This is a genomic window from Prauserella muralis (assembly GCF_003202285.1).
Classification (GTDB): Bacteria; Actinomycetota; Actinomycetes; order Mycobacteriales; family Pseudonocardiaceae; genus Prauserella_B; species Prauserella_B muralis.
This window is the reverse complement of record NZ_MASW01000006.1, coordinates 87063-111135: the sequence shown is the minus strand read 5'-3', so window position 1 is coordinate 111135 and position 24073 is coordinate 87063. Positions and strand designations below refer to the sequence as shown.

25 protein-coding genes are annotated in these 24073 nt (G+C 72.0%); 15 read left to right on the top strand and 10 right to left on the bottom strand.

Annotation, left to right across the window (positions count from 1 at the left end):
• Positions 1 to 18: 18 nt before the first annotated feature.
• Both BAY60_RS25780 and BAY60_RS25775 read left to right on the top strand, forming a co-directional pair.
• Complete coding sequence (locus tag BAY60_RS25780) at positions 19 to 483, top strand: carboxymuconolactone decarboxylase family protein (RefSeq protein ID WP_425466485.1); 465 nt, start codon at positions 19 to 21, stop codon at positions 481 to 483.
• The gene (locus BAY60_RS25775) at positions 480 to 1226 is read left to right on the top strand and encodes an isocitrate lyase/PEP mutase family protein (protein ID WP_112283757.1); all 747 of its coding nucleotides are present in this window, start codon (positions 480 to 482) and stop codon (positions 1224 to 1226) included. The genes BAY60_RS25780 and BAY60_RS25775 overlap by 4 nt, the downstream gene beginning before the upstream one ends.
• Before the next feature lie 99 nt (positions 1227 to 1325).
• Here BAY60_RS25775 and BAY60_RS25770 read toward each other — a convergent pair whose 3' ends face one another.
• On the bottom strand, positions 1326 to 2375 hold the full coding sequence (locus tag BAY60_RS25770; protein WP_112283755.1) for a class I mannose-6-phosphate isomerase: 1050 nt from the start codon (positions 2373 to 2375) through the stop codon (positions 1326 to 1328).
• Positions 2372 to 3355, bottom strand: coding sequence for a LacI family DNA-binding transcriptional regulator (locus tag BAY60_RS25765; protein ID WP_112283754.1), 984 nt, complete (start codon positions 3353 to 3355; stop codon positions 2372 to 2374). The genes BAY60_RS25770 and BAY60_RS25765 overlap by 4 nt, the downstream gene beginning before the upstream one ends.
• 167 nt (positions 3356 to 3522) lie before the next feature.
• Between BAY60_RS25765 and BAY60_RS25760 the strand changes: the two genes are divergently transcribed.
• From BAY60_RS25760 to BAY60_RS25750, 3 genes are all read left to right on the top strand, one after another.
• Positions 3523 to 4431, top strand: a complete 909-nt coding sequence (locus BAY60_RS25760) for an ABC transporter ATP-binding protein (protein WP_112283752.1) — start codon at positions 3523 to 3525, stop codon at positions 4429 to 4431.
• Complete coding sequence (locus tag BAY60_RS25755; protein ID WP_112283750.1) at positions 4428 to 5525, top strand: ABC transporter permease; 1098 nt, start codon at positions 4428 to 4430, stop codon at positions 5523 to 5525. Before BAY60_RS25760 ends, BAY60_RS25755 begins: the two co-directional genes overlap by 4 nt.
• Positions 5526 to 5686: 161 nt before the next feature.
• Entirely contained in the window at positions 5687 to 6049 is a 363-nt protein-coding gene (locus BAY60_RS25750) for a DUF3817 domain-containing protein (RefSeq protein WP_112283749.1), read from the top strand.
• An 18-nt stretch (positions 6050 to 6067) separates the two neighbouring features.
• On the opposite strand, the gene BAY60_RS25745 is transcribed toward BAY60_RS25750, so the two are convergent.
• Complete coding sequence (locus tag BAY60_RS25745; protein WP_112283747.1) at positions 6068 to 6568, bottom strand: MarR family winged helix-turn-helix transcriptional regulator; 501 nt, start codon at positions 6566 to 6568, stop codon at positions 6068 to 6070.
• Between the two features lie 69 nt (positions 6569 to 6637).
• Between BAY60_RS25745 and BAY60_RS25740 the strand changes: the two genes are divergently transcribed.
• Complete coding sequence (locus BAY60_RS25740; protein ID WP_112283745.1) at positions 6638 to 6940, top strand: thiamine-binding protein; 303 nt, start codon at positions 6638 to 6640, stop codon at positions 6938 to 6940.
• 68 nt (positions 6941 to 7008) lie between these two features.
• A complete protein-coding gene (locus tag BAY60_RS25735; protein WP_112283743.1) occupies positions 7009 to 7983 on the top strand; it encodes a tetratricopeptide repeat protein in 975 nt (324 codons plus the stop codon).
• A 58-nt stretch (positions 7984 to 8041) separates the two neighbouring features.
• Here BAY60_RS25735 and BAY60_RS25730 read toward each other — a convergent pair whose 3' ends face one another.
• Positions 8042 to 9493: a neutral zinc metallopeptidase gene (locus BAY60_RS25730; protein WP_112283741.1), complete on the bottom strand. Its 1452-nt coding sequence runs from the start codon at positions 9491 to 9493 to the stop codon at positions 8042 to 8044.
• A 77-nt stretch (positions 9494 to 9570) separates the two neighbouring features.
• Between BAY60_RS25730 and glgP the strand changes: the two genes are divergently transcribed.
• The 7 genes from glgP (at position 9571) to BAY60_RS25695 (ending at position 18549) form a co-directional block, all read left to right on the top strand.
• Positions 9571 to 12129: an alpha-glucan family phosphorylase gene (gene glgP, locus BAY60_RS25725; RefSeq protein WP_112283739.1), complete on the top strand. Its 2559-nt coding sequence runs from the start codon at positions 9571 to 9573 to the stop codon at positions 12127 to 12129.
• Between the two features lie 40 nt (positions 12130 to 12169).
• Positions 12170 to 12991 carry an ABC transporter ATP-binding protein gene (locus BAY60_RS25720; RefSeq protein ID WP_112283737.1) on the top strand — a complete coding sequence of 274 codons (822 nt, stop codon included), beginning with the start codon at positions 12170 to 12172 and terminating at the stop codon, positions 12989 to 12991.
• Between the two features lie 47 nt (positions 12992 to 13038).
• Entirely contained in the window at positions 13039 to 13818 is a 780-nt protein-coding gene (locus BAY60_RS25715) for an enoyl-CoA hydratase/isomerase family protein (RefSeq protein WP_112283735.1), read from the top strand.
• Between the two features lies 1 nt (position 13819).
• Positions 13820 to 14797, top strand: a complete 978-nt coding sequence (locus tag BAY60_RS25710) for a class I SAM-dependent methyltransferase (protein ID WP_112283734.1) — start codon at positions 13820 to 13822, stop codon at positions 14795 to 14797.
• A complete protein-coding gene (locus tag BAY60_RS25705) occupies positions 14798 to 15973 on the top strand; it encodes a class I SAM-dependent methyltransferase (protein ID WP_112283732.1) in 1176 nt (391 codons plus the stop codon).
• Between the two features lie 138 nt (positions 15974 to 16111).
• On the top strand, positions 16112 to 17701 hold the full coding sequence (locus BAY60_RS25700; RefSeq protein WP_112283730.1) for an alkaline phosphatase D family protein: 1590 nt from the start codon (positions 16112 to 16114) through the stop codon (positions 17699 to 17701).
• Positions 17701 to 18549, top strand: a complete 849-nt coding sequence (locus BAY60_RS25695; RefSeq protein ID WP_112283729.1) for a polysaccharide lyase family protein — start codon at positions 17701 to 17703, stop codon at positions 18547 to 18549. The genes BAY60_RS25700 and BAY60_RS25695 overlap by 1 nt, the downstream gene beginning before the upstream one ends.
• 70 nt (positions 18550 to 18619) lie before the next feature.
• Here BAY60_RS25695 and BAY60_RS25690 read toward each other — a convergent pair whose 3' ends face one another.
• The 4 genes from BAY60_RS25690 to BAY60_RS25675 form a co-directional block, all read right to left on the bottom strand.
• Positions 18620 to 19099 (bottom strand): SixA phosphatase family protein, encoded by a 480-nt coding sequence (locus BAY60_RS25690; protein WP_112283727.1) that lies wholly within the window; start codon positions 19097 to 19099, stop codon positions 18620 to 18622.
• Positions 19100 to 19175: 76 nt separating this feature from the next.
• Positions 19176 to 19952 (bottom strand): ABC transporter permease, encoded by a 777-nt coding sequence (locus BAY60_RS25685; protein ID WP_112283726.1) that lies wholly within the window; start codon positions 19950 to 19952, stop codon positions 19176 to 19178.
• Positions 19949 to 20950 (bottom strand): ATP-binding cassette domain-containing protein, encoded by a 1002-nt coding sequence (locus BAY60_RS25680; RefSeq protein WP_112283724.1) that lies wholly within the window; start codon positions 20948 to 20950, stop codon positions 19949 to 19951. The genes BAY60_RS25685 and BAY60_RS25680 overlap by 4 nt, the downstream gene beginning before the upstream one ends.
• Positions 20951 to 21120: 170 nt before the next feature.
• Entirely contained in the window at positions 21121 to 21807 is a 687-nt protein-coding gene (locus BAY60_RS25675; RefSeq protein ID WP_112283722.1) for a PadR family transcriptional regulator, read from the bottom strand.
• A gap of 141 nt (positions 21808 to 21948) precedes the next feature.
• Here BAY60_RS25675 and BAY60_RS25670 point away from each other — a divergent pair, with 141 nt between their 5' ends.
• The gene (locus BAY60_RS25670; RefSeq protein WP_245992811.1) at positions 21949 to 22347 is read left to right on the top strand and encodes a cold-shock protein; all 399 of its coding nucleotides are present in this window, start codon (positions 21949 to 21951) and stop codon (positions 22345 to 22347) included.
• A 93-nt stretch (positions 22348 to 22440) separates the two neighbouring features.
• Here BAY60_RS25670 and BAY60_RS25665 read toward each other — a convergent pair whose 3' ends face one another.
• Positions 22441 to 23247 carry an SDR family NAD(P)-dependent oxidoreductase gene (locus tag BAY60_RS25665; RefSeq protein WP_112283719.1) on the bottom strand — a complete coding sequence of 269 codons (807 nt, stop codon included), beginning with the start codon at positions 23245 to 23247 and terminating at the stop codon, positions 22441 to 22443.
• A 125-nt stretch (positions 23248 to 23372) separates the two neighbouring features.
• Positions 23373 to 24020, bottom strand: coding sequence for a LysE family translocator (locus BAY60_RS25660; protein ID WP_112283717.1), 648 nt, complete (start codon positions 24018 to 24020; stop codon positions 23373 to 23375).
• Positions 24021 to 24073 lie beyond the last annotated feature (53 nt).

The window sequence follows — 24073 nt, the reverse complement described above, 5'->3', positions numbered from 1 at the left end:
TTGGCTAGCGTGAAGCTCGTGACCACGCGAATTCAGCTCAGCTCAGCCCTGCCCGAGGCCCGCAGGGCCATGGTGACGTTGCAGTCGGCCATCGAGAAGGCGGCGGCCGACGCCGGCCTCGACCAGCGGCTCATCGAACTCGTCAAGATCAGGGCGTCCCAGCTCAACGGCTGCGCCTTCTGCCTGGACCAGCACTCGCGCGACGCCAGGAACCTGGGAGAGTCGCAGCGCCGCATCGTGCTGCTCGGCGCGTGGCGCGAGACCGACCTCTACACCGAGCAGGAGCGGGCCGCGCTGGCGCTGACCGACGCGATGACCCGGTTGCCGCAGTACCAGGACGTGCCCGACGACGTCTACGAGCAGGCGACGTCGGCGTTCACCCAGGAGCAGTACGCGGTGGTGGCGTGGGCGGCCACGGCGATCAACGCCTGGAACCGGCTGGGCGTCACCAGCCGCAAGCCGCTGCCCACGGAACCGGCGTGACGGCGCCGACGCCGCTGCGGGACCTGCACGTGCCGGGCCGCCCGCTGGTGCTGCCCAACGTCTGGGACGCCGACACGGCGCGACTGGTGGAGGCCGCCGGGTTCGGCGCGGTGGCGACGAGTTCGGTGGCCGTCGCCCGCTCGCTCGGCTACGGCGACGGGGAGCAGGCGCCGCGGCAGGAGATGTTCGCCGCGGCGGCGCGGATCGCGCGGGCGGTGTCGGTGCCGGTGACGGTGGACGCCGAGTCCGGCTACGGGCTGGCGCCGGCCGAGGTGGCCGGGCGGCTGCTGGAGGCCGGAGCGGCGGGCTGCAACCTGGAGGACACCGACCACGCGACCGGGACCCTGCGCCCGGCGGAGGAGCAGGCGGAGCGGCTGGCGGCCGTCCGCGCCGCGGCGGGCGGCGCGCTGGTGCTCAACGCGCGCATCGACGTCTTTCTCGCCGCGCAGGATCCCCGCGCGGTACTGGCCGACGCGCTCGACCGGGCCCGCCGCTATCTGGAGGCCGGGGCCGACTGCGTGTACCCGATCCACCTGACCGACCCCGCCGTGATCGCCGAGTTCACCGAGGCGGTGCGCCCGGCCGCCGTCAACGTCACCTACCTGCCCGGCATGCCCGGCCCCGCCGCGCTCGCCGAACTGGGTGTCGCCCGGATCTCGCTGGGCGGAGGGCTCTGGCAGGCCGCCCGCACCTGGCTGAAGGAGCACCTCGCCGCGCTGGCCCGCGGCACCCCGCCCTACTGAGCCCACCGCGCCGGATGCACGCCCCCGAGAGGTGAGCAAGGGACCTTTACTCTCGTTTGGCGGGAGTAAAGGTCCTTGCTCCCGCATTCGGCGAGGTGGTCAGGGGGCCGGTGGGCGGCAGCGGATCACGGTCACCGTGCCCGACAGTTCCAGTTCGCCCGCCGCATGGGGGACGACCAGCGTCTCGCCCCTGCCGATCGGATGGTTGCCGCGGGCGGTCCGCAGCGTGCCCTCGCCGTCGAGTACCACGAGTACCGCGAACGAGGGGTCCAGCGCCACGGGCCCGGTGCCGGGTGCCAGCCGGTCGGCGCGGAAGAAGCCGCGCGCGCCGCCCGCCAGCAGCTCCACTGTGGACGCCCGATCCTCCGCGGTGTCGCGCACGATCGTGCGGAGCCGCTCGGCGTCCCAGCCCGTGGTGTCGAGCGCCCGCAACGCGGTGTCGAAGCCGAGGCCGAGGTGCCCGTTCTCCGGGGCGGCCAGGAAATCCCGCCACTCCAGGGTGAGCGAGAAGTCGGTCGGCTGCTGCAGCTCCACCACGAACACCCCGGCGCCGATCGCGTGTGGCAGCCCGGCGGGAATGTGCACGGTGTCGCCGGGCCGCACCCGGATGCTGTTGAGCGCGCCGAGCATGGCGGGCGCGTCCTGGTCGCGCACCCAGTCGGCCACCACCCGCTCCGACTGGGTGTGCCGGAACCCGGCGTAGACAGTCGGGTCCTCGCCGCTGGTGCCGACCACGATCCACGCCTCGGTCTTGCCGAAGTGCGAGTCGAAGTGCCGCCGCGCGAACGCGTCGTCCGGATGGAAATGCACCGGCAGCCGCTGGCCCGCGTCGAGCAGCTTCACCAGCAGGGCCGTCGAGTCGCCGAACGCCGCCACGTGCGCCTCGCCGAGCCAGCCGCGCGGGTCGGCACGCACCGCGTCCCGCAGCAGCCTGCCGTCGGGCAGCGTGCTCAGCCCGTCGGTGTCCTTGCCGAAGCGCGGGGTGGTGGAGGCGACCCAGTCCTCGGGGCCGTCCTCCCGCGCCGCGCCGTGGCCGCGCAGCGCCGCGATGGCCGCGCCACCCCGGTAGAACTGGCGCGGCTGGTTGGCGGGCAGCCGGACCGGCCCGGCAGGAGCGGACGATTCGGCTGATCCGGAGAACGCCGTCATGCGGGCACCTCACCGGAACCGCGGGGAACGAGACGCACGGGCAGCACAACCTTTCTGGGGGGTGAGGTGTCGCCGTGTGCCCTGGCGAACAGCAGCTCGGCCGCCGTTCGCCCGAGTGCGGCGACGTCGTGGGCGATGACCGACACCGGCGGGTCGAGCAGGTCGGCCAGCTCGAAGTCGTCGAAGCCGACCAGCGCGGGCCTGCGCGCCCGGGTGGCGAGGGCCCGCAGCAGGTGCACCGTGACACGGTTGTTGCCGGTGACGACGGCCGTGGCGGCGCCGGGACCGTCCAGCACGGCGCGTGCCGCCTCGCCGACCCCGCGCTCGGTGGGCCGGTGCAGCCGCACCAGCCGCTCGTCGTAGGGCACCCCGGCCTTCGCGCAGCCCTCCCGGAAGCCGCGCAGGCGCTCGCGGGCGGTGAACAGGCCCGCATCGTCGCCGAGGAAGGCGATCCGGCGATGCCCGCGCGCCGCGAGATGAGCGACGGCCTCGGCGGTGCCGCCCGCGTTGTCGACGAGCACCGCATCGGCGGCCAGCTCACCGCCCGGCCGGTCGACGAACACCACCGGCGTGCCCGCTCGCTGCTCGGCGGCCAGGTAGGAGTGCCGCTCACCCGAGGGCACCACCAGCAGGCCGTCGACCCGGCGCGCGCAGAACTCCAGCGCCAGTTCCCGCTCCCGGTCGGGCGTGCTGTCGGAGGAGCCGGTGAGCACCTGGCTGCCGTGCGCGGCCGCCACGCGTTCCACGGCACGGTTGAGCTCGGAGTAGAACGGGTTGCCGACGTCCTCGACGACCAGCCCGAGAGTCCCGGTGGCGGTGCCGCGCCGCAGCGTGCTGGCCCCCGCGTGCCTGCGGAAGCCGAGGCGGTCGATGGCCTCGTGTACGCGTGCGGCGGTGTCCGGGTGCACGCCGGGCTCGCCGTTGACCACCCGGGACACCGTCTTGATGCTCACGCGGGCGAGCCGCGCCACGTCGGTCATCGTGGCGCGTCGGGAGCCGGCGCTGGGTGACAACGTTGTCATAGCGAATCGATTGGACCTGGTGCACCCGCCCGCTGTCAACCTGTCAGCCCATCGAGGCCGAATCGTGTTCGGATTTCCCGATCGAACGGCCCGACCGGCCGCGGCGGCGTCACTAGCCTGCCCTCATGGGGATCGGACCAGCCCTCGCCGTGAGCGGGCTGTACAAGAGATACGGGGACCTCGTGGCCGTCGACGGCGTGTCGTTCGAGGTCTCCGAGGGGGAGTTCTTCGGCATCCTCGGCCCGAACGGCGCGGGCAAGACCACCACACTGGAGATCGCGGAAGGGCTGCGCGAACCCGACGCGGGCAGCGTCCGGCTGCTGGGTGAGGCACCCTGGCCGCGCAATCTGGCGCTGCTGCCGAGAATCGGCGTGCAGCTGCAGGCGTCGGCGTTCTTCGAACGGCTCACCGCGCGGGAGCAGCTGGAGACCTTCGGCGCCCTCTACGGCGTCGGGTCCGCGCGGGTCGGCGAGATGCTGGAGCTGGTGGGCCTGTCCGACAAGGCCTCCACCCCGGAGGCCAAGCTCTCCGGAGGCCAGCGGCAGCGGCTGTCCATCGCGTGCGCGCTCGTGCACGACCCCGACGTCGTGTTCCTCGACGAGCCCACCGCCGCGCTCGACCCCCAGGCCCGCCGCAATCTGTGGGACGTCCTTCGGGAAGTGCAGGCCCGCGGCAAGACGATCGTCTACACGACCCACTACCTCGACGAGGCCGAGGTCCTGTGCGATCGGGTCGCCATCATGGACCACGGCCGCATCCTGGCCCTCGACGCACCCGCCCGCCTCGTGCGCGACCTCGACGCGGCGACCCGGGTGATTCTCGAACGGGGCGTGCTGCCCGCCGAGCAGGCGCGCGTGCTGCCCGGCGCCGACTCCGTCACCGAGGACGAGCAGTCGCTGACCATCTCGACGCGCACCGCCGCGCCGCTGCTTTCCGCCCTCGCCGAGCGTGGCACGCTGGGCGGGCTGCAGGTGCGCACGGCCACCCTCGAGGACGTCTTTCTCGACCTGACGGGACGGGAGTACCGGGCATGACCGTCACCGAGAGCCCGGCCGAGAACCGCACGGCACCGGCCGTCGCGCCGTCGGCGTCGTTCCGGGCGCTGTCGACGGCCATGTTCAAGGGCTTCATCCGCGACAAGGCGACGCTGTTCTTCACCTTCCTGTTCCCGCTCATGTTCCTGGTGATCTTCGGCCTGATCTTCGCCGACGCCGGCGAGTCGAAACCGAAGATCGGCGTGGTCGGCGAAGGCCCGGTGATCACCGCGCTCGACCGCTCCGGCGTGGCGGAGCTGGAGCGCCTCGACTCGCCCGCCGAGGCCGAACGGCAGGTGCGCGAGGGTGACCTGCCCGCGTACGTCACGCAGAACGGCGACACGGTGACGCTGCGCTATGCGGCCAGCGACCAGAACCAGGCCGGCACGGTGCTCGGGCTCGTCAACGGCATCGTCAGCCAGGCCAACGTCGCCGCCACCGGGCAGCCACCGACGTTCACGCTGAACGCGGCGCAGGTGGAGGACGAGTCGCTCGAGGCCATCCAGTACATGGCGCCGGGGTTCCTGTCGTGGGCCGTGGCGATCGCCGCGGTGTTCGGTGCGGCGCTGACCTTCGTCAACTGGCGCAAGAAGCAGGTGCTGCGCAGGCTGCGGCTGGCCCCCGTGCGGCCGGTGACGGTGCTCACCTCCCGCGTCGTGGTCTCGCTCGGCGTCGCCGTGCTCCAGTTCGGCGTGTTCCTCGGCGTCGCGCTGCTGCCGATGTTCGGGCTCCAGCTCACCGGGCAGTGGTGGCTCGCCATTCCGCTGCTGGTGCTCGGCACGCTGGCGTTCTTCTCGATCGGCATGCTCGTCGGAGCGTTCTGCAAGACCGAGGAGGCGGCCAGCGGCGTGGCGAACCTGATCACCCTGCCGATGGCGTTCCTCTCCGGTGCGTTCTTCCCGACCGAGTCCATGCCGGGCTGGCTGCAGGACGTGTCGTGGGTGCTGCCGATGCGGCACCTCAACGAGGGCATGCTCGACGTCATGGTGCGCGGTCAGGGAGTCGAAGCGCTGCTCGTGCCCGCGCTCGTCCTCATCGGATTCACCGCCGTCGTCGGACTGGTGGCCGCGAAGATCTTCCGCTGGGAGGACTGACCTGCCGGGGGCCGGTGAGCAGGCTCACCGGCCCCGGTGTTCCGGTGACCACGCTCACGCCTCACACTGGTATCGACGCGTCCGACAGCGTGGTTGACGTGAATGCAGGTTCCAACGCAACCGCTGTCGTGGGCGGTTTTGCGAACTCCGAGGAGGAATCCTTGTCGAGCAAGGCTGCCGTCTTGTTCCGTGTGGTCGCCGTCGCAGAGGCCTTCTCGTGGGCCGGTCTGCTGGTCGGTATGTTCCTCAAGTACGTCGTCGAGCTCGGTGAGGGCGGTGTCCCCGTCCTCGGCATGGTCCACGGCGTCCTGTTCGTGCTCTACCTCGCCGTGACGCTGGCCGTGTTCAAGCCCCTCGGCTGGACCGGCAAGACCCTCGTGCTCGCACTGCTCGCCAGTGTTCCCCCGCTGTTCACCTGGCTGTTCGAGTCGTGGGCGCTGCGCAGGGGCAAGCTCGACGGCCCGCAGCGCCTCCGGCACGGCGGCACCGGCCTGATCGTCGGCCGCGAGACCGTCAACGCCTGAGGGCACGGCGCGGGCGGCTCACTCCGCGAAGTCGCCCGCGGCCTTGCGCACCTTCGTCAGCAGCTCGGTCAGCTGCTCGGTCTGCCGCGGCGTCAGGCCCGTCAGGCCGAAGTCGATCGTGGTGACCGCCTTGGTCGCCTGTTCCCTGCGCGAGCGGCCCTCGTCGGTGATCTCCACCAGGGTCGTGCGCCGGTCCGTGGGATGCGGCACGCGCTTGACCAGCCCGTCCTTCTCCAGGCGGTCCACGATGTTGGTGACGCTCGTCGGATGCAGCTGCAGCCGCTCGCCCATCACCCGCATCGGCAGGCTCGACCTGCGTGCGAACGTCAGCAGCACCAGAGCCTCGTAGCGGGCGAAGGTCAGCCCGTGTGGCTTCAGCGCGCCGTCCACGGCGGACTGGACGATCTGCTGCACCCTCATCAGGCCGGTGACGGCGGCCATCGTGCCGGATGGCCCGATGCGCTCCTCCCAGAGCTGCGCCGCGCGCGCGATCGGGTCAAACGGCAACGGACGGTTCATAGCGCTCGAAGTTATCAGCGTGAGTCGGCAAGCTGGGGGCGGGTACGGCAGCCGAGGAGGAGGACCAGCATGATCGTCGCATTCAGCGTGAGCCCGTCCGGCGGTGACTCGGAGGGTGGTGTCAGCGAGGCCGTGGCCCGCGCGGTCAAGGTCGTCAGGGACTCCGGCCTGCCGAACTCGACCAACGCCATGTTCACCAACGTCGAGGGCGAGTGGGACGAGGTGATGGACGTGGTGAAGCGGGCCGTCCAGGCGGCGGGCGAGGGCTCGCCGAGGGTGGGTCTCGTGCTCAAGGCCGACATCCGGCCGGGGTTCGAGGGGCAGCTGGACGCGAAGGTCGAGCGCGTCGAGGACCACCTGCGCGACGGGTGAGCCCGGCACGCCCCCGCCTGCACTGAACCAGCGATGAAGTAGCCACGCGTTCGTGCCAGGATGGAGCCGTGACACAGCCACGTGGTTCAGCAGCCAACTCACCTGCCGTGTCCGCCGCGCTGTCCGGGGCGGTCGACCTGTCCGGCCTGAAGGCGCGCGCTGACGCGGAACGACAGCAGACCAGCAGCCCCGGTGGCGGGCAGCCGGGCGGCGGCGCGTCGCCCACCCCGGGCGCACCGGTGATCGATGTCACCGAGGCGACGTTCCAGGCCGAGGTCGTGGAGCGCTCGCTGCAGACGCTGGTCGTGGTGGACCTGTGGGCCGACTGGTGCGGGCCGTGCAAGCAGCTCAGCCCGGTGCTGGAGAGGCTGGCGGCCGAGGGTCGCGGCTCGTGGGTGCTCGCGAAGATCGACGTGGACGCCAACCCGCGCATCTCGCAGCTGTTCGGCGTGCAGTCGATTCCCACGGTCGTCGCCATCGCGGGCGGGCAGCCCGTCGACGCGTTCTCCGGCGCGCTGCCGGAGCCGGAGATCCGGCAGTGGCTGAACCAGCTGCTCGACGCCCTGCGGGACAAGCTGCCCGGCATCCGGGCCGCCGAGCAGCAGGGCGGTGCGGAGCAGGCCGAGGAGCCCGAGGACCCGCGGTTCACCGAGGCCGAGACCGCCCTCGAACAGGGCGACTTCGCCGCCGCGGAGGCCGCCTACCAGCGCATCCTGGACACCGAGCCGGGCAACGAGCAGGCGAAGGCGGCGCTGACGCAGGTGCGGTTCGCGGCCAGGGCCGCCGAGACCGATCCCACCGCCGTTGCCAGGGCCGACGAGAACCCCGACGACCTGGACGCCCAGCTCGCCGCCGCCGACTTCGAGGTGGCGCAGCAGGACGTCGAGCGCGGCTTCACCCGCCTGATCTCGGCGATCCGCCGCACCTCCGGCGACGACCGCAACCGGGTCCGCGAACACCTGGTCGGCCTGTTCGAGCTGTTCGACCCTGCCGACGAGCGGGTCATCAAGGCTCGCCGCGACCTCGCCAGCGCCTTGTTCTGACGGCCGTCCCGCCCCCCGCCCCGCCACGCCGGCAGGGCGGCGGGCGCGGGCAGGCGGGTCAGCCGTAGTTCCTGGTGCAGGAGGCCGAGCCTTCCAGGTAGCCGACCCGCAGGGATTCCACGCGGGCGAAACCGCTGGCCACCGGGCGGCCGTTGACGTCGGCCGCGAGCAGGCTGCGCGGCTGCAGCAGCTCGGCGATCGCCTCGTCCAGGTCGCCGGACGACAACCGCAGCGTGTTGCCAGGTCCGCTGAGCACGCCCGCCCACGCGCCGACGAGGCACGACGTCCGCAGGCCCGCGTTGGCGTTGTCCAGCGACGCGCCGACGCCCTTCTGGATGCCCTGCACGTAACGCGAGGCGATCTCGGCGAACGCGGCGAAGTCGCCGAGCCCGCCCGCGGAGTCGGTGCCCCGGAACTCGGCCTCCCGGTCCACCGGCTGGCCCAGCTCGGCGAGCTCGGCCAGGTCGATGTTCACGGTGTTGTCCGAAGGGCAGTACGACGCGGGCTCGGTGGCGGGGCCGTTCGGGCACACCCCGCCGCCGTCCACGATCTCGGGCGCTTCCACCTCGGCCCCGGCGAAGGCCTCGTCGAGGCTCTGCTGCAGCAGGCCGACGCTGTCCGCGTCGATCGCGATGTCGCCCTGGCCGGTGTCGCCCGGCTCGAAGGGCTGCTCGGTGATGCGTTCGTCCACGTTGGCCTGGTTGATCCCCGCGCAGTCCTTCGCGCTGCGCTCGAACCCGAGCTGGAAGGCGTAGGTGCGGTCGAACGCCGTGCCGTGCGCGCCCTGTTCCTGCGCGGACTGGCCCGCCTCGTCGCGGATGAAGAACATCGACGCGAGCACCTGGTTGAGGCCCTCCGACGTGGACACCGTGAAGTACTTGCTCCGGCCCTCGGCGATCCACCGGAAGTAGGCGCCGGTGAAGCAGTCGGCCTGCTGCTCCTTCACGATCGTGGAGGTCGACTCGTCGATGCCCGCCTTGGCGCCGAGCCGGTACTGGATCGCGTGCCCGAACTCGTGACCCAGCACGGTGACGATGGCCATCGGACCGAAGCGCTCGCGCAGCAGTGGCAGCAGCATGCCCCTGTCCCACGCCACCAGGTCCTCCGGCGGGCAGTAGAACGCGTTCATGGCGGCGTCGGCCGTGGTGCCCCCGCACACGTCGATCTCGGGCTCGTTCGGGTCGTAGGACAGCAGCTTCTTGACCGGCTGGAACCGCTGCTGGAAGTGGGCGGGCAGCTGCTCGGCCCAGAAGTCGCTCACGTCGGCGATGGCCGCGATGGCCAGCTGGTCCTCCTGGGTGGACGTGGCGTTGTGCACCTCCAGCTGTGGCCTCGGCGCCTCGGGCCTGAGCCCGCTCTCGAAGTGGGTCACCGGCAGCCCCGCGATGTCGCCCGCCGTCTGTGGCTGGCCCGGCGTCTCGGTACCGCACGCGCCCGCGAGCGCCGCGAGCGCCGCGACGGTGGTGACCAGCCCTGCGCGCCGGGCGCCCAGCCCCCCTCTGCTGTTCATGGGTGGCACCCTACTCATCGATCTTCGCCGGGACGTGTGGAATCACCGATCCGGTTTCCTCGCTAGGGTCGCTGTTCATGAGAGCAGTCCGCCGGTTCACCGTGCACGCCCGTGTGCCAGAGGAGCTGACAGGTTTGACGGCGCTCGCGACCAACCTGCGCTGGACCTGGCACCCGCCGACCCGTGACCTGTTCGCGTCGATGGACAACGCGCTGTTCCGGCGCGTCCGTGACCCGTTGCGCATGCTCACGGCGATCCCCGCCCACCGGCTGGACGAGCTGGCCGCCGACGAGGACTTCCTCGCCAGGACGCGCAGGGCCGTCGAGGATCTCGACCGCTATCTCACCGAGCCCCGCTGGTACCAGCGCAGAGCGGCCGACGACGGCTCGCGGCGGGTGCCGGACGCCGTCGCCTACTTCTCGATGGAGTTCGGCGTGCACGAGGCGCTGCCGAACTACTCCGGTGGCCTCGGCGTGCTGGCGGGCGACCACCTCAAGGCCGCCTCCGACCTCGGCGTTCCCGTCATCGGCGTCGGCCCGCTGTACCGGGCGGGGTACTTCCGGCAGTCGCTGTCGCTGGACGGCTGGCAGGTCGAGCACTACCCCGTGATCGATCCGGACGGGCTGCCGCTCGAGCTGGTGACCGAGCCGTCCGGCGAGCCGGTGGTGGTGCATGTCGCCATGCCCGGCGGCCGGGACCTGCGCGCGCAGATCTGGAAGGCCAGCGTCGGCCGCGTGCCGCTGCTGCTGCTCGACACCGACGTCGACGGCAACGACGACGACCTGCGGGGCGTCACCGACCGGCTCTACGGCGGCGACGCCGACCATCGCATCCGCCAGGAGATCCTCGCCGGGATCGGCGGGATGCGGGCGGTGCGCCGCTACTGCGAGCTGACCGGGCACCCGCAGCCCGAGGTGTTCCACACCAACGAGGGCCACGCCGGGTTCCTGGGCCTGGAACGGATGCGGGAGATCCTGGCCACCTCCGAGCTGTCGTTCGACGAGGCGCTCTCGGCGGTGCGGGCGGGCACCGTGTTCACCACGCACACCCCCGTGTCGGCGGGCATCGACCGGTTCCCCGTCGACCTGGTGCAGCACTACTTCGGCGACGGAAGGCTGCTGCCGGGCGTTGACCCGCGCCGGGTGCTGGCGCTGGGCGCCGAGGACAACCCCGGCATGTTCAACATGGCGCACATGGGCCTGCGGCTGGCGCAGCGTTCCAACGGTGTCTCCGCGTTGCACGGCCACGTGTCGCGGCGCATGTTCGCGCGGCTGTGGCCCGGCTTCGACGTCGAGGAGGTGCCGATCCGGTCGGTGACCAACGGCGTGCACGGCCCCACCTGGGTGGCCAGGGAGATGAGCGCCCTGCTCGGCGGCACCGACGAGGAGTGGGGCCACGACGGCGCCGACGACGGGTCGAAGATCGCCGAGGGGGTCACCGACGAGCAACTGTGGAAGCTGCGCAGGGAGCTGCGCGGGAACCTGGTGGCCGAGGTGCGCCGCCGGGCTCGCGACGCGTGGCTGCAGCGCGGGGCCTCGGCGCTGGAACTGGGCTGGACGGAGCGGATCTTCGACCCGGACGTGCTGACGGTGGGCTTCGCCCGTCGCGTGCCGACCTACAAGCGGCTCACCCTGATGCTGCGCAACCCCGAGCGGCTGCGTGCGCTGCTGCTCGACGAGCACCGGCCCATCCAGATCGTGGTGGCGGGCAAGTCGCACCCCGCCGACGAGGGCGGCAAGGCGCTCATCCAGCAGATCGTGCGGTTCGTGGACGACCCCGCCGTGCGCGAGCGGATCGTGTTCCTGCCTGACTACGGGATGTCGATGGCCCGCTACCTCTACCGCGGCTGCGACGTGTGGCTGAACAACCCGACGCGGCCGCTGGAGGCATGCGGCACCTCGGGCATGAAGGCCGCGCTCAACGGCTGCCTCAACCTGTCGATCCGCGACGGCTGGTGGGACGAGTACTACGACGGCAGCAACGGCTGGGCCATCCCCACCGCCGACGGCGTCACCGACCCGTTGCTGCGGGACGACCTGGAGGCCGACGCGCTGTACGACCTGCTGGGCCAGCAGATCGCGCCGCTGTTCTACGACCGCGACGCGGCCGGTGTGCCGAGGGGCTGGCTGTCCATGATCTGGCACACACTGCGCACGCTCGGCCCGCGGGTGCAGGCCTCGCGGATGGTGCGCGAGTACGTCGAGTCGTCCTACCTGCCCGCCGCCGCGACGGTCGCGGCCGCGAGCGAGGACAACTACGCCGGGTCGCGCTCGCTCGCGCAGTACCGCACGCGGCTCGACCTGGCGTGGAACCGGGTCCGCGTGCTCGACACCGAGCTGGTGGTGGAGGGCGCGGACTCGCTCGTGGTGGGCAAGGAGATCCGCGTGCGCGCCGGCATCGACCTCGCCGGCCTTGACGAGTCCGAAGTGGACGTCCAGGCCGTGGTCGGCAGGGTCGGCGACACCGACGACCTGCACGACGTGGTGACCGTGCCGATGCGGCCCGTGGGCCGGGGCGCGTACGAGGCGGCGCTGCGGCTGCCACACGCGGGCGCCCTGGGTTACACGGTGCGGGTGCTCCCGCGGCACTCGCTGCTGGCGAGCCCCGCCGAGCTGGGCAAGGTGGTGCTCGCGTGAGCCGGGGCCATGCGTCGCGGTGCCAGGTGAGTCGGTGACAATGGGGCCCGTGAATGAGGTGGCGGTCCCGGAGAACCTTGACGATCTCGTGGTCCACATGTCCGGCGTCGGCGTGCGGCGCGGCGGCAACAAGCTGCTGGCCGACCTCGACTGGTCGGTGGAGCTCGACGAACGGTGGGTCGTGCTCGGCCCGAACGGCGCGGGCAAGACCACGCTGCTCAGGCTGGCCGCCGCCGAGCTGCACCCCACCACCGGTGTGGTGCACGTGCTGGGGGAGCGCCTCGGCAGGGTGGACGTCTTCGAGCTGCGTACCCGCATCGGGTTCACCTCGGCCGCCATCAACGGGCGGGTGCCACCCGAGGAGAAGGTGCGCGACGTGGTCGTCTCCGCGGGCTACGCCGTGCTGGGCCGCTGGCGGGAGAGCTACGACACACTCGACACCGACCGCGCCGACGAACTGCTGGGCGCGTTGGGCATCGGCCACCTCGCCCTGCGCAGCTACGGCACGCTCTCGGAGGGCGAGCGCAAGCGCACCCTCATCGCGCGCTCGCTCATGACCGACCCGGAACTGCTGCTGCTGGACGAGCCCGCCGCGGGCCTGGACCTGGGCGGCAGGGAGGACCTGGTGGCGCGGTTGTCGGCGCTCGCGCTCGACCCCGACGCGCCCGCGATGATCCTGGTCACGCACCACGTCGAGGAGATCCCACCCGGCTTCACCCACGCGCTGCTGCTGGCGGAGGGCAGGTCGGTGGCGGCCGGGCTGATCGACGACGTGCTGACGAGCGAGAACCTGTCGGCGGCCTTCGGGCAGGAGCTGCTGCTGGAGCGGTCGGGTGATCGCTTCTTCGCGCGACGCCGGTAACGTGTTCCACTACTGACGAGTAGTCCCTGACTGGAGGAGGAGCGCACGTGGGCGAGTTCGTACGTCTCGACGTGGAGGCGGGTGTCGGCACCATCAGGCTCGACCGGCCACCGGTCAACGCGCTGAACAACCAGGTGCAGGCCGAGCTGCGCGAGGCCGCCGTCGAGGCGGCCGGGCGGGCGGACGTCCGCGCCGTGATCCTCTACGGCGGCGAGAAGACCTTCGCCGGTGGCGCCGACATCAAGGAGATGGCCGCCAAGTCCTACGTCGAGATGTCGGCCTTCGGTGCGGAGCTGTCCCAGTCGCTGACGACGATCGCCGAGATCCCCAAGCCGACCGTCGCCGCGATCACCGGCTACGCGCTCGGCGGCGGGCTGGAGCTCGCGCTCACCGCCGACCGCCGGATCGCGGGCGACAACGTGAAGGTCGGCCAGCCCGAGATCCAGCTCGGCATCATTCCCGGCGCGGGCGGCACGCAGCGGCTCGCCAGGCTCGTCGGCCCGAGCAAGGCCAAGGACCTGGTGTTCACCGGCCGCTTCGTCAAGGCCGAGGAGGCGCTGGCCATGGGCCTGGTCGACGAGGTGGTCGCCCCCGACGACGTCTACGCCGCCGCGCACGCGTGGGCCGCGCAGTTCGCGAACGGCCCCGCCGTGGCGCTCAGGGCCGCCAAGGCCGCCATCGACGGCGGCCTCGACACCGACCTGCGCAACGGACTGAAGCTGGAGACCAGCCTGTTCACGGCGCTGTGGGCCACCGAGGACCAGAGCACGGGCATGCAGTCGTTCATCGAGAACGGCCCGGGCAAGGCCACCTTCGAAGGGAAATGACGTGACCCACGTAGCCGACCCCGCGCCGAACCCGCACGCCAGCGCGGAGGAGGTGCGCGCCGCCTTCGACGACCCGAAGCTCGCCAACGTGCTCTACCACGACTGGGAGGCGGGCACCTACGACGAGAAGTGGTCGATCTCCTACGACGAGCGCTGCATCTCCTATGCCACCGACGTGTTCAACGCGGTGGCGGGCGAGGAGGGCCAGCCCTACGCCACGGCGATGGAACTGGGCAGTGGCACCGGCTTCTTCCTGCTCAACCTCATGCAGGGCGGGGTCATCAAGAAGGGCTCGGTCACGGACCTGTCGCCGGGCATGGTCGAGGTCGCGCTGCGCAACGCCCGCAACCTCGGCCTCGACGTGGACGGCCGGGTCGCCGACGCCGAGCGCATTCCCTACGACGACAACACCTTCGACCTCGTCGTGGGCCACGCGGTGCTGCATCACATCCCCGACGTGCCCGCGGCGCTGCGGGAGGTGCTGCGCGTGCTCAAGCCCGGCGGGCGGTTCGTCTTCGCAGGGGAACCCACCAAGATCGGTGACCTCTACGCGCGCAAGCTGGGCCAGCTGACGTGGTGGCTCACCACCAACGTCACCAGGCTGCCCGCGCTGCGGGGCTGGCGCAGGCCGCAGGATGAGCTGGACGAGTCCTCACGGGCCGCCGCCCTGGAGGCCGTCGTGGACCTGCACACGTTCGACCCCGCCGACCTGGAACGGACGGCGTTGCGCGCCGGCGCTGTCGACGTTCGCGCCGTCACCGAGGAGTTCAGCGCCGCGCTGGCAGGCTGGCCGATCCGCACGTTCGAGGCCGCGGTGCCGCAGGAGAAGCTCACGGTGCGGTGGCGGCTGTTCGCCTACCACCTCTGGCTTCGACTGTCCGCTGTGGACAAGAAGGTGCTCACCAGGGTGCTGCCGAGGCAGCTGTTCTACAACGTCATGATCACCGGCACGAAGCCGCCCGAGCCCGCGGAACTGTAGTTGCCCTACGCCTTCTCGCTCGACGATGTCGCGTTCCTGCGGTCGGAGCAGGGCGAGCGGGCCACCGCCGCCTGTGACGCGCTGCCGTTGACGGACGCGAGCAGGCTCACCGACGTCGCCACCGCGCGGCGGGTGGTCGGCGAGCGCTACGCCGCCGTGCTGGAGACGGTGATGCTGCGCCGGAAGGCGGAGGCGAGGCTGCCCGGCGCGCGCGGCTGGCTGTTCACCGGAGACGCGGCGCAGCAGGCCAGCGCCGCGCCGGTCGCCGCACACCGTGCGAGGCGGCTGGCCGGGCGGGACGTGCACGATGTGACCTGCTCGGTGGGTGCCGACCTGGTGGCGCTGGCGCGGACCGCACGCATGTGCGTCGGGTCCGATGTGGACGAGGTGCGGCTGGTGATGGCGCGGCACAACTGTGCCCGGGAAGGGATCGAGCCGCTGCTGGTGCGCGCGGACGCGCTGCGTCCGGTGACCCACGACGCGGTGGTGGTCGCCGACCCGGCGCGCAGGGACTCCATGGGCCGCCGCACCTGGCGGCCGCAGGACTTCGTGCCCTCGCTCGACGAGCTGGCCCGCGTCTACGCCGGCCGGGACCTCGTCGTGAAATGCGCGCCGGGCATCAGCCCCGCGGCCGTGCCGTGGGCCGCCGAGATCGAGCTCGTGTCGCTGGACGGGCAGGTGCGTGAGGCATGCCTGTGGAGCCGGGACCTGGCGTCGGCGACCCGGCGGGCTACCGTGCTGCGCTCGGACGGAACACAGTGGACGGTCACCGACGCGGAGCCGGACGACGTGCCGGTCGGCGAGCCGGGGGAGTGGATCGTCGACCCGGACGGCGCGGTGGTGCGGGCCGGGCTGGTGCGGCACTACGCGGCGCGGCACGGCCTGTGGCAGCTCGACGAGCGGATCGCCTACCTCACCGGGGACACCCCGCCGCCGGGCGTGCGGGCGTTCCGGGTGCGGGAGTTCGACGGCTACAGCGAGAAGGCGCTGCGGGCGTACCTGCGCAGGCACGACGTGGGGCGCGTGGAGATCCTGGTACGGGGACTCGACATCGACCCGAACGCGCTGCGCCGCAGGCTCAAACCGCGGGGGCAGGGCGAGGCCAGTGTGGTGCTGACGCGCATCGGCCGCCGTCCCGTGATGTTCCTGTGCCGTCCGGAGCGCATCCCCGCCTGAGCCCGCGAGTCCTGCGCTCCTGCCCGCGAGTCCTGCGCTCGTGCCCGCGAGTTCTGCGTTCGCGGGGGCACGGGGTGTGCATCCGGGCGACCACGGGGATTCACCTGCTGCTCATGATCGTCGGCAAGGCTGACGCCCATGTCCGGCGACGACGACAGAAGCGGCATCGGCAGGCGGTCCTTTCTCGGCCTCGCGGGGGTGAGCGCCGCCGCGCTGGCCCTCGGCACCGGCGAGGCCACGGCCGCCCCGCGGCCAGGCGGGCGGCTGCCGTCCGATCCCTTCGGCCTCGGCATCGCCTCCGGCGACCCGGAGTCGCACAGCATCGTGCTCTGGACCCGCCTGGCGCCGGAGCCGCTGGCCGCCGACGGGCACGGCGGCATGCCCCGGCGTCCGGTCACGGTCGAGTACGAGGTGGCCGAGGACGAGCGCTTCTCCCGCGTCGTGCGGCGTGGCCATGCGGTGGCCACCGCAGAGCTGGCCCACTCGGTCCACCCGGAGGTGGCGGGCCTGCGGCCTGGCCGCGAGTACTTCTACCGCTTCCGCGCGGGCGGTCACCTCAGCCCGCCAGGGCGCACCCGCACGGCCCCAGCCCGCGAAGCCCGGCCGGGTGAGCTGTCGCTCGCGCTGGCCTCCTGCCAGGCGTGGTACCACGGGCACTTCACCGCCTACCGGCATCTCGTGGCAGACGAGCCGGAACTGGTGTTCTTCCTCGGCGACTACATCTACGAGTACGCCATCAACGCGGCGAACCTGTGGCGCGAAGGCGTCACGGTGGGCCCCGCCCACGACGCCGACGTGCAGACGCTGGAGCAGTACCGGCTGCGCTACGCGCTGTTCAAGACCGATCCGCACCTGCAACGGGCGCACGCCCTCGCGCCGTGGATCGTCACCTGGGACGACCACGAGGTGCAGAACAACTACGCCGCCGAACACTCCCGTTACGGCATCTCCCCGGAGGACTTCGAGCGCCGCAGGGCCGTCGCCTACCGCGCCTACTACGAGAACATGCCGCTGCGCAGGGCAGCTCTGCCGCGCGGACCGGACATGCGGCTCTACCGCAGGACACCGTGGGGCAGGCTGGCCGAGTTCAACGTGCTCGACACCCGGCAGTACCGCGACGACGTGCCCTCCGACACCACCGCGGGCGGCGAGCACACCGATCCGCGCCGCTCGATCCTGGGCGCCGAGCAGGAACGCTGGCTCGTCGACGGCCTGCGGCGTTCCGGCGCGCTGTGGAACGTGCTGGTGCAGCAGGTGGTGCTGGCCCGCATCGACCGCGACACCGGGCCGGGCACCACGTTCAGCATGGACCAGTGGGACGGCTTCACCGCCAACCGCGACCGGTTGCTCGGCGCCGTCCAGCGTCACGGCGTGGACAACCTGCTCGTGTTCACCGGCGACATCCACCGGCATGTGGCGGCCGAGCTCAAGGCCGACTTCACCGACCCCGCATCGGCGACGATCGGCACCGAGCTGGTGACCGGGTCGGTCGGCTCCGACGGCGACGGCGCTCCCACGGACGGCTACACGGGGCTGTGGCTGGCGAACCCGCACGTGAAGTTCTACGACGGGCGCCGGGGCTACGTGCTGTGCCGGATGGGTCCCGAGGCGCTGGTGTCGGAGTTCAAGGTCGTGGACTACATCCAGCGCGACGACGCGGCTCCCGTGTCGACGGTCGCGCGTTTCGTCACCGAGGCGGGCAGACCCGGCCTCGAGCGGGAGGTGTGATGAACACACTGGCCGGACCCAGCCCGCGCCCGGCGGCGCGGCTCACGGCGACGTCCGGGATCGCCTGGATCGAGGTGAGCTGGCACGCGAGGTCATACCGGCCGCTCGTCGACCACTTCGCGGTGCACGGCTCGCCCGACCCCTGGTTCGAGCCCGGGCCCTCGACCCTGCTCGGCAAGACCGTCTACGGCCGGTTCCGGCACGACGGGCTCGGCCCGCGCGGCCAGACCTGGCACTACCGCATCGTCACCGTCGACGCCTCCGGCGAGCAGAGCCCGCCGTCGGCGGCACTGCGGGCGGAGTCGGTGGAGTCGGTGACGGTCAGCGGCACGCCCGTGGCGGTGATCGGGTCGTTCGACCTGCGGAGTCTGGAGCTGGCGCTCGCGCCGGCCGGCTACCAGCAGTACTCGGCCCGGTTCGGCGACGGTGCCGACTACGTGGACGGTGTCAGCAGCCCGGGTACCGACTGGCCGTATCTGCACCCCGGCCCCGCCGACCGGTGGGCGGGCAGCAAGGCCCACACCTTCCGCTTCCGGTTCCGGCTCGCCGAGCAGCCCGCCGCGGACCTCGCGCTGGCCGTGTGGCTCATCGACACGCACGCCAGCATCCCCGGCAGGCTCGCCGTGACGTGCAACGGGACGCCGGTCGCCGAGGTGGAGCTGGAGAAGGGCGCCACGAAGGGCTCCCTGCAGGGCGACGCGACCTTGCCCGGCACGCCGCTGCGTCCGTCCGTTGTGGAGCTGGCACTGCCTGCCGCCGCCTTGCGGGCCGGGGAGAACACGCTGACGCTGGGCAAGGCGGAGGGTTCCTGGCACGCCTACGACGCCGTCGGCGTGTTCGCCGTCTGAACGCAGAACTCGCGGGCCTGAGCGCAGGACTCGCGGGCCTGGACGCAGGACTCGCGGGGTAGGCCGGACTTCATCCGCGGGGTTTGGCGGTGTGGTCCAGGCTCGCCCAGCCCGGCGTGACGCCCGCCCACGAGCCGGAACCGGTGAGCACCGCGATCGAGGCGGTCCTGAGTTCGCACTCCTCACCGGAGAGCGCGGTCACCAGGTCCTCCAGCCCGGGGTTGTGGCCCACCAGCAGCACGGTGCCGGCCTCGTCGGGCAGCTCCCGCACCACGCTCGTGAGCGTTGTCAGCGTCGCCCCGTAGAGCCGCTCGTCCTGCCGCAGCTCCGGGTCGCCGCCGAGCTCGGTGCGCACGAGCTGCCAGGTCTGCCGCGCCCGGGTGGCGGGCGAGCACAGCACCAGATCGAAGGCGGGCACGTGCTCGCGCAGCCACCGTCCCGCGGCCGGGGCGTCGCGATGGCCGCGCGGCGCGAGCGGGCGCTGCTCGTCGGGGACGCCTTCGGGCCAGTCCGACTTCGCGTGCCTGAGGATGACGAGTTCACGTCGCATCGGCCCATCGTCGCGCATCGGGCCCGAGTGGCGCGGCCCGCCCGGCCCGGGGCGCGCCGGGCCGGGCGGCGCCCGATCAGGCGGAGCGCTGGTAGGCGCGAAACGCCCGCGAGGCGAGCCAGCCGAACAGCACGGCCACGGCGGTCAGCAGCCCTGCCCTGCCGAACACGGCGGCCCAGTCGGGGTCGGCGGAGAGCGCCTGCCTGCTCGCGACGGCTGCCCAGTCCACCGGGTTGAACCGCGCGACGTCGCCGACCCAGCCGGGCATCACGGCGGGCGCCATCATCACCGACGAAAGGAACGCCAGCGGCAGGGTGAGGAACTGTGACACGCCGATCAGCGCCTCCTGCTGGCGGAACAGCAGCGCCAGCGCGTCCGACAACGCGGCGAAGATCAGCGCGAGCAGCACCGAGCACAGCAGCACCACGAGCACGCCGGCGGGCCCGCCCGCGTACCGGGCACCGGCGGCCAGCCCGACGGCGAAGACGATCAGCGACTGCACCACCGTGGTGACGGCCTGGTAGGCGAGGGAGCCGCTGATGAGCGCGCCGCGGCTCACCGGCGAGGTGAGGTTGCGGTCCATCACGCCGCGCTCCATGTCCTGGATGAACGACGTGCCGTTCCAGCCCGCCGACATCATCGCGGTCATCACGATGACGCCGGGCGTCAGGTACTCCAGGTAGGAACCGCCGCCGAAACCGGGCAGCTCGGCCACGCGCTGGAACAGCTGGCCGAACAGCAGCAGCCACACCATCGGCTGGACGAGCGTGAACAGCAGGTACGCGGGCATGCGCAGCAGTGAGCGCAGCGAGCGCAGGGTCAACAGCCCCGAGTGCGTGACGAAGGTGGTCACACCAGCACCCCCTCGGCCTGGTCGGCCTCGCGGAACGCGCGCCCGGCGTGCCGCAGGTAGACGTCGTCGAGCGAGGGACGGGCCACGCTGACGGCAGCGGGCCTGATGCCTGCGGCGTCGAGCGCGGCCAGCACGCCCGGCAACACGGCGGCGCCGTCGCGCACACGGGCCCGCAGCGTGGTGCCGTCGAGGTCGACGTCGCCGACGCCGGGCACCGCCCGCACGGCCTGCCGCGCGCGGTCCACGAGGTCACCGGCGCCCAGCTCGACGGCGACACTGTCACCCTGCAGCGCGCTCTTCAGCTCCCCTGGCGAGCCCTCGGCGACCACCCGGCCCGCGTCGACGATCACCAGCCGTGACGCGAGCTGGTCGGCCTCCTCCAGGTAGTGCGTGGTGAGCAGGACGGTCAGCCCGTCGTCGCCGGCGAGCCGGGCGATCTCGGCCCACATGCCGGCGCGCGCCTCGGGGTCGAGCCCGGTGGTGGGCTCGTCGAGGAACAGCACGCTGGGCCGGTGGATGAGCCCCATCGCCACGTCGAGCTTGCGCTGCATGCCGCCGGACCACGTGCCGGTGAGCCGGTCGGCCGCGTCGCCGAGACCGAAGCGGGTCAGCAGCTCCGCCGCGCGTGCGCGCGCGTCCAGGCGGGACAGGCCGTAGACCCGGCCCTGCAGCACCAGGTTCTCGCGGCCGGTGGCCACCGGGTCGAAGCTGGGCTTCTGCGAGACGTAACCGATGGCGTGGCGCACGCGGCGTGGCTCGCGCCGCACGTCGAGGCCCGCGACGGTGGCGTGGCCGGAGTCGGGTTCGGCGAGGGTGGTCAGGATCTTGACGGTGGTCGACTTGCCCGCCCCGTTGGGGCCGAGCAGGCCGAACACGGCTCCTGAGGGCACCGTGAAGCCGACGCCGGAGAGCGCGCGCACGGCCTTGTCGCCCTTGCCGTAGGTCCTGACGAGATCGGCGGCCTCGATGGCGGCCCGTCTCGCTGCTGTGGTGGACACGATGTGCTCCTTCTGGTGTGCCAGGTGGAAGGAGCCGTCGCGCGTGCGATCCCGGGAGCTACGCTGGCGGGTGCGGGCATGCCTCGAGCGCCGGGTTCTCGCGAGCGCGGTGGCTCGGGTGTGTCGGACGGTTCCCGGCCGTGGTGTTGCCGCACCGCGGCCGGGAGCCGTCACCCTCGGTCAGTCAGCTCAGTGAGCCAGCTCATCTCCTCCCTGAACTCCTCGGTGAGCAGCTGCTCGATCCGCTCGGGGCTGGTGCCGGCCAGGCGCAGCTCGTGCATGCGCCGCCAGAGCTTGATGCCCTCGAAGGTGCCGGAGCGCAGCTCGTCGGCGAGCGCGTCGACGAACTCGATCTCGGCGCGCAGCAGGCGGGCCTTGAACTCCAGCTCGATGAGGAACAGCCGGGGGAAGGCGCCGGGTGCGCCGCCGAAGGTGGCCTCGTAGGCGGTTTCCTGCGCACGCAGCGAACGGAGGCGGATCTCCAGCAGCCGCAGCACCTCGCCGGGCGAGAGGATCGGCATGAGGGATAGCGCGGCCTCGAACCGCGTGAACTCCTGGGCGGGGCGGGCCAGCAGGTCGCTCAGCCAGTCGGTCATCTCGGTGATGCCGGACTCGGTGATGGTGTAGACGGTGCGCTCGGGCCTGCGGCCTTCCCGCACGGTCTCCTGCGGCGCGATGAGGCCGCGCCGCTGCAGGGAGTCGACCACCGAGTACAGGGACCCGTAGTTGAGCTTGATGCTCGCCTCTTTGTGTCGTTCCCGCAGCGTGCTGGAGATCTCGTACGGGTGCATCGGGCGCTCGGTCAGCAGGCACAGCACCGCCAGTGCCAGTGGATTGGACCTCGTGCGCCCCGCCATCACGGCTCCCGGTGACTACCCCGCGTCAAATACTCGATCCAGAGTATTCGCTGTCGGATGCGACGTCTCAAGCGGCACGGGCCGGGGCCGGTAGGGTGTGGGACGTTGTCAGGCGCCGGCTGGTGGAGGCGGGTTCGGGAAGTGGTCACGGGCAAGGTCATCCGGTTCGACGAGTCGAAGGGCTACGGGTTCGTGGCCCCCGACGCCGGTGGTGAGGACGTGTTCGTCCACGTCAACGACCTCGACTTCGACAAGCGCCTGCTGACGCCCGGTGCGCTGGTAGAGTTCGAGGTCGAGGACGGCGACCGGGGCCTGAAGGCCTCGCGGGTCCGGATGGTGGGCCGTGCCGGTGCCGAGGCGGGTCCCGTCTCCGACCGGGACGACGAGGACGGCTACGACGTGCTGACCGTGGGGGAGTATCTCGCCGAGGTCACCGAGGTACTGCTCGACGCGGCGCCGGGCGTGACCGCGGAGCAGATCCTCGCCATCCGGCAGCGCCTGGTCCAGCTCGCCCACTCCCACGGCTGGGTGGACCCCTAGAAGCTCCCCAATGCGGCATTCGCTCCACTGGATGGAGCGAATGCCGCATTCGCTCCGTTGAGTGGAACAAATGTGGCATTGGGGAGCTCTGGGCTACAGCTCCTTGAGGAAGCCGGAGTCCACCACGAACTCGGCTCCGGTGGTGTTCGCCGACAGCGGGGAGGCGAGCAGTGCCACCACGTCGGCGACCTGCTGCGGGGCGGCGAGGCGGCCCGTCGTCAGCCGCATCATCTGCGGAGCCAGCGTGGTGAGCACGCTGTCGCGGTCACTGCCCGCGTGCGCCGCGATCACGTCCGCCGCGCCGCCCTGCTCCGTCCACCACGCCGTGCGCACCGGGCCCGGCGACACGGTGTTCACCCGGATGCCCTGCGGTCCGAACTCCTCCGACAGCGCCTTGCCGAGCGTGTTCATGCCCGCCTTGGCCGCCGCGTAGTCGGCGTTCAGCGCACCCGGCTGCCGTGCCGAGGTGGACGAGATGTTGACGATCGTGCCGCCACCGCGTTCCAGCAGCAGCGGCACCGCCGCGCGCACCGCGCGCACCACCGCGAAGAGATTGAACTCGAACATCGCCCGCCAGTCGTCGTCGGTGGGCGTGAGGAACGAGAATCTCGGCAGGGTCGCGCCCGGTGGCGGTCCGCCCGCGTTGTTCACGAGAATGTCCAGACCACCGAACTCCTCGGCCGCACGTGCCACCACCTCGCCCGGCGCGCTCGGGTCCATCAGGTCCGCGGGCGCGTGGACGACAGTGGCGCCCAGCAGGGCGGCCAGTTCTGGGGTGAGCTTCCGGGATACGGCGATGACCCGCGCTCCCTCCCTCGCGAGCGTGCCGACGACGGCCAGTCCGATGCCCTTCGACGCGCCGGTGACGACCGCGACCCGGCCGGACAGGTGCAGATCCACGGATACTCCTTCATGAGTGCTTTCCGCCTCGTGCGGCGGTTTCCGTGGCCATGCTCGTCCGCGCGGCGCCGGTTCGCTGGCGGGTTTCGGACGGTGCGTCGTCCGTCCGGTGTGGACGGTGGGCGCTATCGGGCTTGGTCCGCCACCAGGCGGGCGGCGAGCCCGGCGAAGATCGCCGCCGAGATGCGGTCGAGCCAGCGCTGCACGGAAGGACGGCGCAGCAGCAGCGCCGACAGCGTGCCCGTGGCGAGCCCCACCGAGCCGTCCACCGCGAAGCCGACGACGATGAACGCCGCGCCGAGGACGAGGAACTGCGCCCACACCGGCATGCTGCCGTCCACGGCGACGAACTGCGGGAAGAACGCCAGGTAGAACAGCACGACCTTCGGGTTGGCGAGGTTGGTGAGCACCGCCATGACGTAGGTCTTGCGCAACGGTCGCGCCGCGGCGGCGCCGAGGGCCGGGTCCGCCTCGCTCTTCACCCGCTCCCGCGCCGAGCGCAGCGTGCTCCAGGCCAGGTACAGCAGGAACGCCGCGCCGAGCAGCCGGACGGCGTCGAGCACGGCGGGTGCGGCCTGCAGCAGCACGCCGAGTCCGGACGCCGCCGCCACCGTGTGCACGGCCAGCCCGGTCGACATGCCGAGCGCGGCGACCACGCCGGCCTTCGGTCCCTTCGCCATGCCATGTGCCGCGACGAACATCATGTCCGGGCCCGGCACGAGGCTGATCAGCGCCGCGGCGGCCAGGAACGCGAGAAACGTCGAGAGGTCCACGATCCCATCCAAGCATCGCCGCCAACCGAATATTCCTGCCCTGGCGACCGGGT